The sequence below is a fragment of the Paenibacillus sp. 1SOY10 genome (genome assembly GCF_056836745.1).
Genome location: NZ_JBXENK010000013.1, coordinates 20,922 through 34,787, shown reverse-complemented (window position 1 = coordinate 34,787; position 13,866 = coordinate 20,922). Strand labels below are relative to the sequence as shown.

12 protein-coding genes are annotated in these 13,866 nt (G+C 49.4%); 4 read left to right on the top strand and 8 right to left on the bottom strand.

From position 1 onward, the window contains the following. Positions 1-120 precede the first annotated feature (120 nt). On the bottom strand, positions 121-678 hold the full coding sequence (hxlB, locus tag AC1VOR_RS20940) for a 6-phospho-3-hexuloisomerase (protein ID WP_482620743.1): 558 nt from the start codon (positions 676-678) through the stop codon (positions 121-123). A gap of 5 nt (positions 679-683) precedes the next feature. Then, on the bottom strand, positions 684-1,316 hold the full coding sequence (hxlA, locus tag AC1VOR_RS20935) for a 3-hexulose-6-phosphate synthase (protein WP_482620741.1): 633 nt from the start codon (positions 1,314-1,316) through the stop codon (positions 684-686). A 213-nt stretch (positions 1,317-1,529) separates the two neighbouring features. Between hxlA and AC1VOR_RS20930 the strand changes: the two genes are divergently transcribed. Beyond that, on the top strand, positions 1,530-1,898 hold the full coding sequence (locus AC1VOR_RS20930; protein ID WP_482620739.1) for a winged helix-turn-helix transcriptional regulator: 369 nt from the start codon (positions 1,530-1,532) through the stop codon (positions 1,896-1,898). Here AC1VOR_RS20930 and AC1VOR_RS20925 read toward each other — a convergent pair. The 3 genes from AC1VOR_RS20925 to AC1VOR_RS20915 form a co-directional block, all read right to left on the bottom strand. Further along, on the bottom strand, positions 1,879-2,970 hold the full coding sequence (locus AC1VOR_RS20925; RefSeq protein WP_482620737.1) for a PRK06851 family protein: 1,092 nt from the start codon (positions 2,968-2,970) through the stop codon (positions 1,879-1,881). The genes AC1VOR_RS20930 and AC1VOR_RS20925 overlap by 20 nt on opposite strands. 129 nt (positions 2,971-3,099) lie before the next feature. Beyond that, on the bottom strand, positions 3,100-3,729 hold the full coding sequence (locus tag AC1VOR_RS20920; protein WP_482620735.1) for an HAD family hydrolase: 630 nt from the start codon (positions 3,727-3,729) through the stop codon (positions 3,100-3,102). A 79-nt stretch (positions 3,730-3,808) separates the two neighbouring features. Further along, positions 3,809-4,759, bottom strand: a complete 951-nt coding sequence (locus AC1VOR_RS20915; protein ID WP_482620733.1) for a LacI family DNA-binding transcriptional regulator — start codon at positions 4,757-4,759, stop codon at positions 3,809-3,811. A gap of 277 nt (positions 4,760-5,036) precedes the next feature. On the opposite strand from AC1VOR_RS20915, the gene AC1VOR_RS20910 reads away from it, so the two are divergent. After that, a complete protein-coding gene (locus AC1VOR_RS20910) occupies positions 5,037-7,613 on the top strand; it encodes a glycosyl hydrolase (RefSeq protein WP_482620731.1) in 2,577 nt (858 codons plus the stop codon). Between the two features lie 146 nt (positions 7,614-7,759). Here the strand turns inward: AC1VOR_RS20910 and AC1VOR_RS20905 are convergent, their stop codons facing one another. After that, the gene (locus AC1VOR_RS20905) at positions 7,760-8,791 is read right to left on the bottom strand and encodes a FecCD family ABC transporter permease (protein WP_482620730.1); all 1,032 of its coding nucleotides are present in this window, start codon (positions 8,789-8,791) and stop codon (positions 7,760-7,762) included. Continuing rightward, on the bottom strand, positions 8,792-9,838 hold the full coding sequence (locus AC1VOR_RS20900) for a FecCD family ABC transporter permease (protein ID WP_482620728.1): 1,047 nt from the start codon (positions 9,836-9,838) through the stop codon (positions 8,792-8,794). It lies immediately after the preceding gene. Positions 9,839-10,091: 253 nt separating this feature from the next. Between AC1VOR_RS20900 and AC1VOR_RS20895 the strand changes: the two genes are divergently transcribed. Next, positions 10,092-11,093, top strand: coding sequence for an ABC transporter substrate-binding protein (locus AC1VOR_RS20895; RefSeq protein WP_482620726.1), 1,002 nt, complete (start codon positions 10,092-10,094; stop codon positions 11,091-11,093). Next, a complete protein-coding gene (locus AC1VOR_RS20890; protein ID WP_482620724.1) occupies positions 11,090-12,100 on the top strand; it encodes an NAD(P)/FAD-dependent oxidoreductase in 1,011 nt (336 codons plus the stop codon). Before AC1VOR_RS20895 ends, AC1VOR_RS20890 begins: the two co-directional genes overlap by 4 nt. Here AC1VOR_RS20890 and AC1VOR_RS20885 read toward each other — a convergent pair. Continuing rightward, the gene (locus AC1VOR_RS20885; RefSeq protein ID WP_482620722.1) at positions 12,097-13,728 is read right to left on the bottom strand and encodes a helix-turn-helix domain-containing protein; all 1,632 of its coding nucleotides are present in this window, start codon (positions 13,726-13,728) and stop codon (positions 12,097-12,099) included. The genes AC1VOR_RS20890 and AC1VOR_RS20885 overlap by 4 nt on opposite strands. Between the last annotated feature and the right edge of the window lie 138 nt (positions 13,729-13,866).

The following is a 13,866-nucleotide window of genomic DNA, read 5'->3' as shown; positions in this document are numbered from 1 at the left end:
AATTAGTTAATTAGTTTGATTGAAGCTGCCATAAGCAAAACAAAAACATGAACCCCCCTACTCGCACCTCTGTACAAGTAAAGAGTTTCATGTTTTGCAGTTATACCAGCCACTCTGCCGTTACTCCAGATTCGCGTGTCTTCCATACATCGTAGCCGTATTGTCTTGTCTTAGCTCCATCAGCCGTAACACCACGGCATCGCCGAAGAGGAGCAGCGTCTGCTCGAACAAGGCACCCATTGGCTGAATGGTTGGGTAAGGCTGACCTGCCCGGTCCTTGACCGAGCCCGGTAGCTTGACCGTCAGCGCAGATAGACGGCCAATCGTTGACTCTGACGTGAGAGTGATGAGAGCAACCGTCCCGCCCAAAGCTGCAGCCGTCTCCGCCACAGGGACAAGGCTGCGCGTCTCGCCAGAACCGGAACCGATAATCAGCACGTCCTCCGGCCCCATGCCCGGCGTGACCGTCTCTCCAACCACGTAGGCTTGGAGTCCAAGCTGGGCCAGCCGCATGGCCAATGCGCGCATCATCAGACCGGACCTTCCCGCCCCGGCAACAAAGATTTGTCCCGCTTGCAGTATGCGTTCCACAAGCAGGGCCGTCTCCTGCTCGGGGATGCCCTTTATCGCTTGCGTAAGCTCCTCTGATATAGTGGCTCCGTACTGACTAGTCAGCATGGCCGTTACCCTTGGCGGATCAGGCGCTGCATTTCTGCTGCCGTCGCCCGCTTGTCTTCTGTACCGGTAATACCGCCGCCTACAATAACAAGGTCCGGCTGCGCCTGAATAACCTCTGGCAAGGTAGCAAGCTTGATGCCGCCTGCGACGGCAACCTTGGCTTGCTTGACTACACGCTTGATCGTGTTCAGGTCCTCGAAGGAATTTTTACCGACAGCCTGCAGGTCGTAGCCCGTGTGCACGCATATATAATCTACTCCAAAGGAGTCCAACTCCTGCGCACGTGCCGCAATATCCTTGACACCAATCATATCCACAAGGATTTGTCTGTTCTGCTTGCGAGCTTCCTCTACTGCACCCTTGATTGTCTCATCCTCGGCCACAGCCAAAATCGTAACAATGTCCGCTCCCGCCTCCGCAGCCTTCATCACTTCATATCCGGCGGCATCCATGACCTTAAGATCGGCCAGCACCTTCAGATGCGGGAAAGTAGCCTTGATTTCCTTGACCGCTCTCAGTCCCTCATTGATTACGACGGGCGTGCCAATCTCCACAATATCAATATGTGCTTCTACCTCTTTCACCAGTTCCTTGGCCTCTGGAATATTCACCAAATCCAATGCTAGCTGCAGTTCCATTTATCTCCCACTCCTCATTCGCTTGATTTTGCAGGCCGTGCTTTTGCCGCATCTTATGCTCGTCTGGTATGCTGGTATAATCATGCAGGAATGACTGAATGCGGAGCCTGCCTGTAATTCAATACTAAGCGAGATATAGCAAGGAATGAAGAATGCACTTTTTTGTACGGTAGTAACTTAAAAGTAACTTTTGTGCAGTAGGAGGGATTTGCGTTGTCCGATTTACGAAAAGAAATTATGGATAAGCTGAAGAGCGGTGATTATAACTGTGAAAAGGAATTAACACTGTCAGTCATCGGAGGAAAGTGGAAATTGATTATTCTGTGGCATCTGGATAAGGAGGGGCCACAGCGATTCAGCGAACTCCAACGATTATTGCCGAAGATTACGCATAAAATGCTGACCAGCCAGCTCAAGGAACTGATGGATGATGGTATTATTCATCGCGAGGTGTATCCAGAGGTTCCGCCCAAGGTCGAATATTCGTTAACCGATCTTGGACAGACCTTAATGCCGATTCTGGAACTGATGTATGACTGGGGGAAGATGCGGATTGCCGATATCACCTCACCAGGGCCATGAGTTCCGCACGAATGCCATCCCTTAATTCATCCACTATGGTAAAATCCATTGCCGCAACATAAAGCTGCTCCAACTGGTCGCGATGACGCTTGGCTTCGGCCAAAGAGGAAATACCTTGTTGCATCTTGGCCTTATATTCTGCTCCCACCTGCGCGATCTCTGCGGCAAAGCGCTCGTCAGTACCCGGCGTAACAAATACGCTGTAGGTATCAAGGATTTCATCCCCTGCTCGCTCTGGATGGTATTCATGCGGTGCCGTACTGTCAAAGATAGCAAAATCCAGGGCGCGAACAATAACCATATCCAGGCTATAAGGGTCAAAGCCACAATGATAGACTTCGGTATCGTAGCCCCGCTGAGCTGCTGCTTCAGCCACTTTCTTGAGAATTGTGGATTTTCCGGTACCAGCCCGCCCTTTGAGGAAATAGCGTTTGGCCAAGCCTTCCGTCAAGTTTGGCACAAAATCAACCGCCCCTGTCGGTGTCGCTGCACCCAGGAAGCGATGCTTGACTTCTCCCCCACCGGACTGCCCCTTCTCTTGGAAGAGGCGATGCAATAGTTCCTCCGTCCATGCATTTGCCTTCTCAAAATTCATTTGCCCAAAATAAATTTCTTCCCACTTATCATGAATTTGGAGCGCATCAGCAAAATGGCTATAGGCCGCCTGATAAGCACCTGTAACCTGTTGATTCAATCGTTCAATGGGCTCCCGCTGAGCAGCCAGTTGCCGAGAGTGCCAGGCACTCCCGAGATTCACGTATTCCTCTACCGCCCCCGGTGCTTTGGGCTCGAACACATGCGGCGCCGTACCATCGACAATCCCGGCCTTCAGCGCGGGGATGATTACCGCATCGATGGAATCGGAGTCTGACGAGCAATGAATATATTCGATATCGAAGCCTTGTTCCGACCATTCCGAGCCGATGGCCTTCATCAGGGAGGATTTCCCCGTTCCGGGGCCACCTTTTAAAATAAATAATCTTTGGAGTCCCTGAAAGTTTGACTCAAACAAGTTATGGAAGCCTCGTGCCGTATTCCCGCCGCCGAAGTATCTTAATGTTTTCCCTGCCATGCTTACCCTTCCTTTCCCTAACCTTCTCCTAGGTAGCTATCACCTTACAATATGCGTCAGGTTATGGGGAGGTGCCCACACATCGCTTAGTCTTACCGCTTATAACGGTATCCTCAGCCGGGATCGCTGCTATGGCTGATTTAATAAGGACAGAATATCCCGCGGGTGTTCAAACTTATATCTGGCCGGAATCGTTGCGGGCTGTCGGCACCCCCACAAGGCTAATCCGAAATCCACACCCGCCTCTCTGGCACATTCGGAGTCATAGATCGTATCGCCAATATATATGGACGATTCAGCCTTCGCCCCGGACACTTCAAGGAATTTGAGCAAGGGCTCAGGATGGGGCTTATGCAGCTCGGTATCGTCTGCACATATAGCATAGGTCAGATCATAAACAAGGCCAAACGGGATAAAGTCATCCAGAAACTCCTGATAGGTCTTGGACGTGACTACCCCGGTCACCACCGATTGCTCTTTCAGATCAACAAGCAGGGATTGAATCCCTTCATACACATGAACGGTATGGCGAAATTCCCGCTGCATGAGGGCATTCCATTTCTTATTGGCTATCTCAATGTAATCCACGCCAAGCTGCCGCAGAGACACAGAACCGGGAATGCCAAGTACAAAAGCCAGGTCTTGCTGGCTCATTTCCACACCATAGTTCTGCTTCAAGAGCTTCTGCAAGGAGCCGAGCACAGCTTGCTCCGTATTGATTAGAGTACCGTCAACGTCAAAGATAAAGGTAGTGTACATGCAGCCTTCCTCCTTTAGCATGATGAGTGATGCGCGTCTATTTACATGCTAAAGTATGAAATGCATTTCAGGTCAAGAGCTACACCGAGGAGCGCACGATTATTTGATAAGGAATTTCAAGTTTGGCCTTGGACTTCTCCACCACAAGGTCGAAGGCCTGCTCTCCCACTCGCACCAGTTGATGATCCACAGTTGATAGATTCAGAGCAACCCCGACAGGCTGATTCTCCTGACCGATAATAGCCAGTTCCTCCGGAACACGCAGCCCAGCAGTTCTTGCATATTGATATATGCCGGCAGCAACCTCGTCGCCATTCGCATAAATAGCCGTAGGCTTGATCTGTGCCTGGAGCCATTGTTTAGCTGCATTTGTTCCATCAGCCATACTGTAGCAATCCTTGATATGCAAGGATGGCGCGAGCTCTCCAAATACTTGTTGATACGCCCTTATCGTCAGCCGCGTACTATTGCTCTCTTGCCCCCTGGCAGTGGTAAAAGCAACCCGGGAATGCCCCTTGCTCTTCAACAGTTGAAAAGCATCAACATAAGAGGCGTATCGGTCCATGTAAGCACAAGCAATATCCGGATGATCTGTGAACTCGCAAGCGACCAGTGTGCCATATTTGGCATAGGGAACGATGGTATCCCAAGGGTTTGAACGAGAGGTAATGATGATCCCGTCCAGTTGCTTGTTCTTCAACATATCCAAGTAGCTGAGTTCGTTCTCCGGCTGATAATTAGTAGGCAGCACCATGACGGAATAATGGCGTTCAACCGATCGGTTAAGAACCCCATGCAGCATCTGGTCAAAGGCCTGATTGTTGTTATGCGGCATGATGACGCCAATGGTTCTCGTGCTCTGGCGAATCAAATCCACCGCGGAACGATTGGGCGTATAATCCAGCTCATCTATAGCCTGCTTCACGGCCAGTCGCTTCTCCTCGGATACGTAAGGGTTGCCATTTAGCACCCTTGAAACGGTGGACACCGATACCCCCGCATGCTTTGCAACGTCATGTATATTAGCCATAGCCAGCTTCTCCTGTATCTCACTTTTAGAGGTAGTTCAAAAATTCAGCTTCCCAGGACGAAGTTGTTCAAGGAGTAAACCCGACTTTTTGAACTCACTTTTAGCAATAGAATACCATAATTCGAGAATACGAGGATTGAGGCAGCAAGAGGAATTTTTCAGCATGAATAGATTTACAATAATTGGTACTCATGCTATATTGGCTATGAAAGCGCATCCATGAGTTGATAGATTAAACAAGGATTTATCATTTCTTACATGGAAAGGAAAGGTGAAGATGAAAAATTGGCTGAAAAAGGCAAGTGCACTGACGCTCGCATGGACCCTGTTGCTTGGACTATTGGCAGCGCCCGTTTACGCAGACACCCTACCGCTTTTCACAATTGAAGGCGAAGATGCCCAGCTTACTTCCGATCTCCAAGTGGCCACCGAAATTTATGGGCAACCCAAGCCCGGCTATTCCGGCAGCGGGTTTGTCTGGATGCAGAACTCAGGCACAATTAAGTTCAACGTAACGGTCCCGGAGACCGGCATGTATGCCATCTCAACCCGGTATATGCAGGAGCTTAGCGCTGATGGCAGGTTACAATATTTAGCGGTAAACGGCGTGACGAAGGGCTCGTATATGCTGCCCTATACAACAGAGTGGTCGAATTATGAATTTGGCTTCCACAAGTTGACCCAAGGAAGCAACACCATCGAGCTGAAGGCTGGCTGGGGCTTTGCTTATTTTGATACGTTCACGGTGGATTTTGCTGATCTGGACCCATTGGAAGTACAGCCGATCTTGACTGATGCTCAAGCTACGCCGGAAACGCAAATTTTGATGAATTATTTGACTGAGGTGTATGGCCATCATATTATTTCCGGTCAGCAGGAGATTTACGGAAGCGGAAATGACGGCAATTATGAGTTGGAATTTGATTGGATTTATGACCTAACCGGGAAGTATCCGGCTATCCGCGGCTTTGACTTTATGAACTACAACCCGTTATACGGCTGGGAGGACGGCACCACCGATCGCATGATCGATTGGGTGAACAACCGGGGCGGGATCGCTACGGCCTCTTGGCATATCAATGTACCACGGAACTTCACCACTTATCAGCTCGGAGATTTCGTGGATTGGAAGGAAGCCACCTACAAGCCTACGGAGACTAACTTCAACACAGCCAATGCGGTGGTTCCAGGTACGAAAGAATATCAATACGTGATGATGACGATCGAGGATTTGGCGCAGCAGCTCCAAATCTTGCAGGATAACGATGTGCCGGTCCTTTTCCGTCCTTACCATGAGGCCGAGGGCAATGGGGGCCTGAATGGGGAAGGGGCCTGGTTCTGGTGGGCATCGGCTGGTGCAGAGGTGTACAAGCAATTATGGGATCTGCTCTATACCGAGCTGACAGAGACCTATGACCTGCACAATTTGATCTGGACCTACAACAGCTACGTCTACAGCACCTCTCCGGCTTGGTATCCGGGCGACGATCAGGTGGATCTGGTCGGCTATGATAAATACAATACGATCTACAACCGCTACGACGGGCTGTCCGGCGTGCCTAATGAGGACGCCATTACCTCCATTTTCTATCAGCTTGTTGATTTGACCGACGGCAAGAAGATGGTAGCCATGACTGAAAATGATACTGTCCCAAGCCTGCAAAATTTAACGGAGGAAAAGTCTGGCTGGCTGTACTTCTGTCCTTGGTACGGTGAGCATCTGATGAGCTCGGCCTTTAACTATCCGGCCACACTTACCACGTTGTACCAAAGTGATTATGTCATCACGCTGGATGAGCTGCCTGACCTCAAGAATAACAACCCCATTCCAAGCGCCTCCATTACACCCAGCAGCATAGAGTTTGACCAAAATGCCGTCACCCCCAGTGACCAAGCAATCACGATTCAGTTCAACGGTCACTCGTTAACCGCACTTCGGTTAGATGGCCAGGCGCTGGAAGTAGGTCAGGATTACACACTGAGTGGGAATACACTTGTGCTGAAGAAGGCATTTTTGTCTCAGTTACCGGTGGGTACCCATTCCATTCTCTTTGACTTCAACCAAGGAAAGGACGCCGTCTTAAAAGTCAGCATCGTGGACTCCACGCCCAGTGCTGTCATTTCACCAGTAAATGCAACCTTTGATCAGGCGGCAAACTTACAGCAGGATATTGCAGTATCTCTTAGCTTAAACGGTCACCAACTCACTAGCATCAAAAATGGAGGACAGACGCTAACCGCGGGTCAGGACTATACGGCATCCAGTTCTTCTGTTGTCTTAAGCAAAACCTATCTGTCCACGCTGCCACTCGGCCAGCATGTGCTAACCTTTGCTTTTAGTGGAGGTAATAACGCCGTGCTTACCGTAAGTGTAGTGGATACCAGCGTACCTGTTCCTGCCGGAGACTTAACGGTCCAAGCCTTCAACGGCAATACCAGCGCCTCCACCAACGGGATATCCCCGAAGTTCAAAGTGGTTAACACGGGGGATTCAGCGATTCAACTCAGTGATGTCACCCTGCGATATTACTATACGGTTGATGGAGACAACCCGCAAAGCTTCTGGTGTGACTGGGCCAACATCGGTAGCGCCAACGTCAACGGACAATTCGTGAAGCTGGATAACCCGGTCGCGGGAGCTGATTATGCGCTGGAGATTGGATTTACAGCTTCGGCCGGAGCCTTGAGCCCTGGTGAAAGTGCGGAGATTCAAACGCGCTTCTCCAAGAACAACTGGTCCAATTATGACCAGACCAATGATTATTCCTTCAAGGCTTCCGCCAGCCAGTTCGAGAATCATGAGCAGGTGACCGGATACGTGAATGGTCAGCTCATTTGGGGCATTGAGCCGTAAGCGAGGCCGTGGAACAACAACCTGCGGAGTAAATTAGTTCATTAAGCAAGGGGCCACCCCATGGTACATTTTGACTAATGTTCCGGGAGGCCCACTTGCTTTTTTATTTTGCATATAAGTAGACAGATTTACGTGAAAGGTCGCTGCTATCTCCGACTGCTCACCATCAGGTACAGGAAATACGGTGCACCAATTACCGCAGTTAGAATACCCGCCGGCACCTCTATCGGTTGTAGCACCGTCCTCCCCATTGTATCTGCGACAAGAACCAGCAAAGCGCCAAGCAGGGTGCACACCGGAATCACTCCTTGATGCTTGGGTCCAACTAGCCGCCTCGCGATATGTGGCGCAATCAGTCCGACAAAGCTAATACCGCCGCTAACTGCAACACAAGAGGCCGCGAGGGCTACGCCGGTTATAAGCAGTTTGGCTTGCTCACGCGACACATAAACCCCCAAGCCTCGTGACGTTTCCTCCTTCAAGGTTAAGAGATTCATCGTCTGTGCCTTGAAATATACATACGGAAGCAAGACAACAATCCACGGAAGTAATGCAAGGACAAGCGGCCAGTTCGTTCCCCAGATCGCCCCGGCAAGCCAATTGGCAACCTTCTGATACTGCTCAGGGTTAAGCCGCAGCGTCAGCACAATCATAGCTGCACTGATTCCGGCAGCGATTCCTATTCCAGACAAGATTAATCGGGTGGGATTCAAACCATCCTGCCTTTGGTACGCGACGGCAAAAATCAAAACTGCCGCCAATATAGCCCCGACAAAGCCCAGCACCGGAAGCAGCAAGGCTGAGGCAATCGATGCTGCAGGATAATACAACGCATACAACGCAACCGCGATACCTGCTCCAGCATTTATACCAAGTAGACCAGGATCGGCCATTTCGTTGCGAGAAATTCCTTGCATAATGCAACCGGATAAGGCAAGACCCGCCCCCACCAACATCGCTATTACTATTCGCGGCAAGCGGAATTGAAACAAAACAAGCTCTTGTCTTTGCGTTCCCTGGCCTATTATGGTATACCACAATTCCAAAGGTGATAAGGCCACATAACCCGCGTTAACACTTAGAATGAACACTGTCAGCAGCAATAAACATAATGCGGCGATAACCATCCATATCCGCTGTTTGTGGTCGCGCTCCATTTGCTCCACGCTATTAGCCATTTATAACCCCCTCCTTTCCTTTCTGGCCAGATACAGAAAGAACGGTACACCAAGAAGAGAAATGATGGTACCAATCGGAGTTTCGCTAGGCGGATTGACCATACGGGCAACCATATCGGCAAGAATGATCAACAAAGCTCCCAAGATGGCCGAAGTGGGGATGATCCAGCGGTAATCAACACCCACAAGCTTCCGAGCAAGATGAGGTATAATCAGGCCTACAAAAGCCACAGCACCAACGATAGAGACGGCTGAGCCTGCCAATATAATAACGACAACGAAGCATCCCAGCTTGACCAGCTTCGTCCGTTGCCCCAAACCGAGGGCTACATCCTCGCCCAGACTTAGCATCGTCACAGATCGCGATAACATAATGGCTATGGCAATAGCTCCAAGAACCCACGGAAGCATAACCTGTATCTGTTCCCATCGAATAGCTGACACCCCGCCGGCATACCAAAAGGCCATATTTTGCCCGATTCGATAATGAAGGGATATACCTTCGGCCACACCAGAGAGAAGGGCATTCAAGGCTGAGCCAGCTAATACAAGTCGCACCGGCGAAAGTCCGCCACGCGCCAGAGAGCCAATGCCGAAGACCAGCCCTGCACCGATGAAGGCGCCCACAAACGAAAACAAAATCAGGTTAGAGAAAGTCAGCCCTGGCAGAAAGGCAAAACAAAGAGTAAGGATTAGACCCGCTCCGGCATTAATCCCCAATAAGCCTGAATCTGCTAACGGATTGCGAGTTATGCCTTGCATGATTGCACCAGCCACAGCAAAGCTAGCTCCCACCATAGCACCACCGATGACGCGTGGAATCCGCAAATCTCGGATAATGAGATGCTCCTTCACATCGGGGTTAAATTGGACCAGGGCTGTCCATACGGTCTGAATGGATAGATTAGCCGCTCCTAAATTGACCGAAATCAGCAAGCCCAGAAGCAAGGCCGCCATGCCGCCAACCAGCAAAGCCGAAGCTGCAAACGGGCGAGACTGCAAGGATAATCTGGTTTGTTCCTGTTTACTCCTCGGTGTTGTTAGCATATGTTCTCCTGCATCTATACGGTATTGGTGATAGTGATAGTGATTCTCAATATCATTTATCTTGAACGAAGTATAATGGATAATATCCTGAGATGCAATCCCATTTCAAACCCATGATGTCTGCAGGCGGCAGGCTGAAAAATAACACAAGAAAAAGGTCTGAATTGTGCATGGCATCTCAAAAATAGTTTGGCTAAGCTTAGTAGATGAAAACAATTATCATTATCATTTGGGACAAGGAGAGAAGCATTTTATGAAAATCACACCCTGGCAGAATATGCTGACTGTTCTGTCTCTGTTTGTCGTTATGATTGTAGGCTGTAGCAATCCAGCATTGAATCAGGAAGGCAATAGCTCGGGGACAACACAATCTTCCAATACGGAAAATTCCTCCGCAGCGGAAACCTCTTCCTTCCGTACCGTAACTACTCTGGCTGGTACCGTCGATATTCCGGTGAATCCGCAAAATATAGTGCTAACTTATGATGATGATGTTGATCACTTCATGGCGCTTGGACTAAAACTATCAACGGTGCCAATGTACAACAGAACTGACAATGTGAACGGCTACTTCCCCTACCTGGCAGACCAGTTGGAGGGTGTTGCAGTTTATGATCTTCAGGCCGGACTCGAACCTATTCTCGCGGCTAATCCGGATTTAATTGTGGCTGGGTACTTTCACAAGGATTATCTAGCAGATCTGCAAAAAATGGCACCGACCATTTTTGTAGATTGGCAGGTAGATTGGCGTGAAACTCATCTTGAAATGGGCCGATTACTCGGTCTGGAGGAAAAAGCGCAGGCCAACGTCGATCTGTTCAATAATGAGACAGAAAAAACCAAAGCTTATCTCGACAATATCATTGGCGACCAGCCCGTTGCGTTTATCCGCGTGCGGCAAAATCAACTGGAATTGTATGGCGGAGCAGGAACCGGCTCCTCAGCTTCCTTTATTCTGTATGACTTGCTTGGACTAACTCCGGTTAAGGATGCTCCTACGGATGACTGGGGAGGCCCCTTCTCTCTTGAGCGGTTCGCAAGTCTTGAAGCCGAACATATCTTCCTGAACGTTCAGGAGAACGAGGAGAATAATGCTTTGGTACAGGAATTGCTGACTAACCCGCTGTATAAGGACATTCCTGCCATCAAAAAGGGCCAGGTCTACGAGGTATATAGTTATCCGTGGGAACGCGGCGGCCCGATTGCCTTTACTAAAGGGATGGAGCAAATTCGGGAACTGGTGAAGCAGCCATGAACAGCGAACTTTTTGATATTACCATTATTGGCGGCGGCCCTGCCGGTATGTATGCTGCCTTCTATGCCGGCATGAGAGACATGAAGGTAAAGCTCATTGAAGGCAAGGGTTATCTCGGCGGATTTCTGCATCACTATGCAGAGAAAACCATTTGGGATGTTGGTGGCATCCCCCCCATCCGTTGCGAACAGCTTATTGAACATTTGAGCGAGCAAGCCCGAACGTTCGATCCAACCATCATTTATAATGAGCGCGTTGACGATCTGGAGCCATTAGCAGATGGAACATTCCGTCTAAGAACCCATACCGGGGCTATTCACCATACCAAAACCATTATTGTGGGGGTAGGACGAGGGATTACCGACATGGTGAGGCTTGACCTTGAAGGAGCAGATCGTTATGAGGTCACTAACCTGAACTATACCGTGCAAAATTTCAACAGCTTCCGCAACAAAGTTGTCCTTATATCCGGAGGAGGGAACTCTGCCGTAGATTGGGCCAATGAACTGGCGGAGGTGGCAAGTAAAGTTATCGTGGTGCATCGTCGTGACGAATTTCATGCTATGGAGCAAAGTGTATCCCGCATGCGGCAAACGACCGATGTGCGTACCCCGTATATCATCCAGCAACTGCATGGTCAAGGTGATGAGATCTATGCCGTGACCCTAACCCATGCGGATAGCGGTGAGAAGGAACGGCTGAACGTCGATGCCGTTGTGGTCAGTCATGGCTATTCCAAAGACTATGGTGCGCTGTTAAATTGGGGCCTGGATATCAGTAACCATGGCGTACACGTGAATGAAAATACGCAAACCCATATTCCAGGTATCTATGCAGCAGGCGACTGCGCTGATTATCCCAACAAGGTGAATTTAATTGCCGGGGCCTTTACAGATGCCGTACTGGCTGTGAACAGCGCAGCACGCCATATAGACGCGAATGCACATGACATGGCCTATGTCTCGTCACACAATGAGAAGTTTCGTGGATTAATGCGGCTGTCTTAACGAGTCATTTGTTTGAATTGATTGACAATCAGACGTACGCCTGCGGCATAGGCCAATGGCCCGCCTTTACTCCAGGGATAGCGTGGAACATCAACTAACCTGGGAAGAATACGCTGGGTATGAGGATGATTGATGAATCGTTCATAGACCGCAGCCGACCCGCTACGCTTGCTGATGAACCAGTAATCCACAGGTAATAAAGCTGCTTCTTCGGGCTCCATATAATGTCCCCAATCATTAACCGTTACCACAGAAGACGGGGTGAATCCTAACTGCTGGTACAATAGCCAGCCACCATTACTGGTGTAGGGACTCACCCGAATGCCATGACGGGTCATCTCCAGAAATACGAACGACTTGCCCAGACAGCTTCTGAACATCAGTTCTCGCGCCTGCTGCACCAGTCGTTCGTAGCGCTCGATATTTTGCTCGGCTGCCGATTCTCGTGACAGCTTCGTGGCCAGCTCGCGGTGAACATTGCGCCAATCCACCTCCCAAATGTAATAATAGGTTGGCGCAATTTCATCCAGCCATAAGTTGCCCCAATCCTTCATAAATCTCCCTGCAATAATCAACTCCGGATTCAGCTTCCCTAACATCAAACGATTTAAAGTCTGCTCGGAGCCAATATGCGGCAAGTGGCCAATATAATTTTTCAAATAGGGGATGGTCGTCTCCTGTTCGCTCAACATCCGGTCATAAGGAACGGCAGCAGGCAACAAACCTAATGAGATGAGATGATCCACTTCATCCACATAGGTAACAGCCACATTGACAGGCTCCAGTTCGGGAAGCCGCTCATTGGTTGTATGAGCCTGTACATGGATCAAGCGCGCATAGGCCGTGGGTGATAAACCCACAACCTTTTTGAACATCCGGCTGAAATAATACTCATCACAAAAGCCCGTGCGAACAGCAACCTCCCGCATGCGCTTTGTGCCGGATAGTAAAGTCTTGGCTTCCTTGATTCTGACATGAAGAAGATAATCGCTAGGATTCATCCCTATCTCCTTCTTGAACCACCGCGAAAATGTACTGGAATTCATATGATAAAGCTCCGCCAGCTTGTCCATTCGGACAGGCTCGGCAAAATGCTCGGACAAATAGGCCACACAATGGCGTATTTCCATTTTTCTGGTGAAGCCTTCCTCCGCCTTAGCGTTGTTGGTAACGAGGGCATGAAGCAATTGGGACAACGTCAGTTGTCTTTGCCATTGCTGCATAAATTCTTCGTCGCCCTCCGGCCTATGTAGCTGCTCAAGTATACTGTCGAGCTGCGCTTCATGATTTATTTTGATATTACCGGTCGGGAAGGAGGAAGTGTCGTATTCCGCAACCTCCGTGTTATGATTCCGATAGGTTACGCGCTGTATATAAAAAGGAATAATGTAAACTTCCGACTCATAGCGGGATGAAAGTCTTTCCTCCACCACCATGCCAGGCTTTAGTAAATACCAGCTTCGCGGTGCAACCAGATAGGCATTGCCGTCAACCCGAATCTCCCCTTGTCCTTGTTTGATATAGAGAAGGGTATGCATCCGAATGCTTCTTCGTTTCGGCCAAGAGGTCCAGCGGCCTTTAAAGTAAACTAATCTGCGTATGGCGGCATACGGAATGTTCCCCTTCATAATAACTCCCCACCTCTGATAATGATTCTCAATACATCATCAGTGTACATTAATCTCCTAACCGATACAATTGATTGTTATTTACAGCTTGCCAGGCTTAAAATCTATATTATCACTATCGGCTTTTACTATTTAACT

What these genes read in the sequence shown, in the direction of transcription:
- AC1VOR_RS20925 (WP_482620737.1), bottom strand. Translation starts at nt 2,970, where the DNA reads ATGGCAGGGAAAACATTAAGATACTTCGGCGGCGGGAATACGGCACGA.
- AC1VOR_RS20885 (WP_482620722.1), bottom strand. Translation starts at nt 13,728, where the DNA reads ATGAAGGGGAACATTCCGTATGCCGCCATACGCAGATTAGTTTACTTT.
- AC1VOR_RS20900 (WP_482620728.1), bottom strand. Translation starts at nt 9,838, where the DNA reads ATGCTAACAACACCGAGGAGTAAACAGGAACAAACCAGATTATCCTTG.
- AC1VOR_RS20890 (WP_482620724.1), top strand. Translation starts at nt 11,090, where the DNA reads ATGAACAGCGAACTTTTTGATATTACCATTATTGGCGGCGGCCCTGCC.
- AC1VOR_RS20910 (WP_482620731.1), top strand. Translation starts at nt 5,037, where the DNA reads ATGAAAAATTGGCTGAAAAAGGCAAGTGCACTGACGCTCGCATGGACC.
- hxlB (WP_482620743.1), bottom strand. Translation starts at nt 678, where the DNA reads ATGCTGACTAGTCAGTACGGAGCCACTATATCAGAGGAGCTTACGCAA.
- AC1VOR_RS20915 (WP_482620733.1), bottom strand. Translation starts at nt 4,759, where the DNA reads ATGGCTAATATACATGACGTTGCAAAGCATGCGGGGGTATCGGTGTCC.
- AC1VOR_RS20920 (WP_482620735.1), bottom strand. Translation starts at nt 3,729, where the DNA reads ATGTACACTACCTTTATCTTTGACGTTGACGGTACTCTAATCAATACG.
- AC1VOR_RS20895 (WP_482620726.1), top strand. Translation starts at nt 10,092, where the DNA reads ATGAAAATCACACCCTGGCAGAATATGCTGACTGTTCTGTCTCTGTTT.
- hxlA (WP_482620741.1), bottom strand. Translation starts at nt 1,316, where the DNA reads ATGGAACTGCAGCTAGCATTGGATTTGGTGAATATTCCAGAGGCCAAG.
- AC1VOR_RS20905 (WP_482620730.1), bottom strand. Translation starts at nt 8,791, where the DNA reads ATGGCTAATAGCGTGGAGCAAATGGAGCGCGACCACAAACAGCGGATA.